Origin of the sequence: Devosia sp. (genome assembly GCF_034675085.1) — a bacterium.
Classification (GTDB): domain Bacteria; phylum Pseudomonadota; class Alphaproteobacteria; order Rhizobiales; family Devosiaceae; genus Devosia.
Window position 1 is genome coordinate 1 of sequence record NZ_JAUCDN010000423.1, and the last position, 2,235, is coordinate 2,235.

The 2,235-nt window shown below is 66.5% G+C and carries 3 protein-coding genes; all 3 read left to right on the forward strand.

The annotated features are described in order from the left end of the window. Nucleotides 1-216: glutathione binding-like protein (locus tag VDP82_RS17240; protein ID WP_323016052.1), on the forward strand; the 216-nt coding region annotated here is incomplete at its 5' end. Further along, nucleotides 197-1,336 (forward strand): tRNA epoxyqueuosine(34) reductase QueG, encoded by a 1,140-nt coding sequence (gene queG, locus VDP82_RS17245; RefSeq protein WP_323016053.1) that lies wholly within the window; start codon nucleotides 197-199, stop codon nucleotides 1,334-1,336. The genes VDP82_RS17240 and queG, both read left to right, overlap by 20 nt. Beyond that, complete coding sequence (locus tag VDP82_RS17250) at nucleotides 1,333-2,202, forward strand: NAD-dependent epimerase/dehydratase family protein (protein WP_323016054.1); 870 nt, start codon at nucleotides 1,333-1,335, stop codon at nucleotides 2,200-2,202. The genes queG and VDP82_RS17250 overlap by 4 nt, the downstream gene beginning before the upstream one ends. The last annotated feature ends 33 nt before the right edge of the window (nucleotides 2,203-2,235 follow it).

Here is a 2,235-nt window from a genome sequence, read left to right on the forward strand (position 1 = left end):
TCGTGGCTGGCCGGAGACGAAATGACGCTGGCCGATTTCGCCCTGGCGGCGCATCTGTCCACCCTCGATTATCTGGGCGATATCGACTGGGGCAAGGCGGGGGAGACGCGGGACTGGTATTCGCGCATCAAGTCGCGCCCCGCCTTCCGCACCCTTCTCAACGACCGGGTGGTCGCCATGCCGCCGCAAAAGGGCTATGCCGATCTCGACTTCTGACAGGGGCGAAAAGCTGGTCGCCGAACTGCGCCAGCGCGCCTCGGCGCTGGGCTTTGACAGCTTCGGGATCGCCCGCGCCGATGCGCGGCCGGACCTGCCCGAAAAGCTGGCCAGGGCGCTCGATGCCGGCTGGCATGGCGACATGGACTGGATGGCCGACACCGCCGAACGGCGCGGCAGCACCACCGGGCTGTGGCCCGAGGCGCGCTCGGTGATCATGCTGGGGCTCAATTACGGGCCACAAAGCGATCCCCTGGCGCTGCTCAACGAAAAGCGGCTGGGCACCATCTCGGTCTATGCGCGCAACCGCGATTATCACGACATCATCAAGGGCAAGCTCAAGGAGCTGGCAGGGCTGCTGGCCCGGCGCTCGGGCGCCGAGGTGAAAGTGTTCGTCGATACCGCCCCCTTGATGGAAAAGCCGCTGGCCGAGGCGGCGGGGCTGGGCTGGCAGGGCAAGCATTCGGTGCTGGTCAGCCGCGATTTCGGCTCCTGGCTGTTCCTGGGGGCCATTGTAACCGCGGCGGAGCTGCCCGTGGACAAGAGGCAGCCCGAAAGCTGCGGCTCCTGCACGAAATGCCTCGATATCTGCCCGACACAGGCCTTTGCCGCCCCCTTCCGGCTGGATGCGCGGCGGTGCCTGGCCTATCTCAGCGTCGAGCATAAGGGCCAGATTCCATTGGAGTTTCGGGCGCCCATGGGCAATCGCATCTATGGGTGCGACGATTGCCTGGCCGTGTGCCCGTGGAACAAATTCGCTTCCCTGAGCCGGGAGGCGCGGCTGCTGGCGCGGCCGGAGCTGGAGCGGCCGGAGCTGGCCGAATTGGTGCAACTGGACGATGTGGGGTTCCGGGCGCTGTTTTCCGGCTCGCCGATCAAACGCATCGGGGTGAGCCGGTTTTTGCGTAACGTCCTGATCGGCATCGGCAATTCTGGCCAGATTGATTTCGTGCCGCTGGTGGAAAAGCGGCTGGACGACGAGAGCCCGCTGGTGCGGGGCGTGGCCATCTGGGCGCTGCGCCGGCTGGCGCCGGAGCGCGCCGAGGCCTTGCGCGCCGGGCTGATGGCGCGGGAAAAGCATGCCGACGTGCTGGCGGAATGGAGCGGGGATAATCCATGAATGTGTTTGTGTTCGGGCTGGGCTTTTCCGCCCGCGAGGCGGTCACGCATCTGCGTTTGCGTTCACGGACTGTTACCATCGAGGGCAGCAACAGGTCACGCGAACGGGGGGAAACGTTAACCGATCAGGGCGTTTTTTCGCATGTTTTCACCGGCACCGAGCCGGGCCCGACGCTGGGGCCCGTGCTGCGAAAAGCCAGCCATGTGGTGCTCTCCATCGCGCCGGGGCCGGAGGGCGATCCGGCGCTGATCCATCACCGCGCCGATCTGGACGCGGCCGAGGGGCTGGAATGGCTGTGCTATTATTCCACGGTGGGGGTCTATGGGGATTTCGGCGGAAACTGGATCGACGAAAGCGCGCCGCTGTTGCCGCGCAATGCGCGCAGCGACCGGCGCGTGGCGGCCGAACAGGCCTGGCGCGATTATGCCAGGGCGCGCGGGGTGAAGCTGGCGATCCTGAGGCTGGCCGGCATTTACGGGCCGGGCCGCTCGGTGTTCGACAAATTGCGCGCCGGCACCGCCCATCGCATCGTCAAGCCGGGACAGGTGTTCAACCGCATCCATGTCGCCGATATCGGGCGGGTGACGGCGCTGGCGGCCGCGGCGCGGCTGGAGGGCACCTATAATTTGGCCGACGACGCGCCGGCCCCGCCCCAGGACCTGGTGACCCATGGCGCGGCGCTGTTGGGGCTGGAGCCGCCGCCGGCGCAGGATTTCGCGACGGCGCAATTGACGCCGATGCAGAAAAGCTTCTACGCCGACAACAAGCGCGTCTCCAATGGCGCGATCAAGAAGGCGCTGGGGATCGAGATGCTCTATCCCGATTACCGGGCCGGGCTGGACGCCATATTGGAGGGCGAAAAATGAGCGTCAAACCGGCAAAATCGGCGCCGCCGCGCC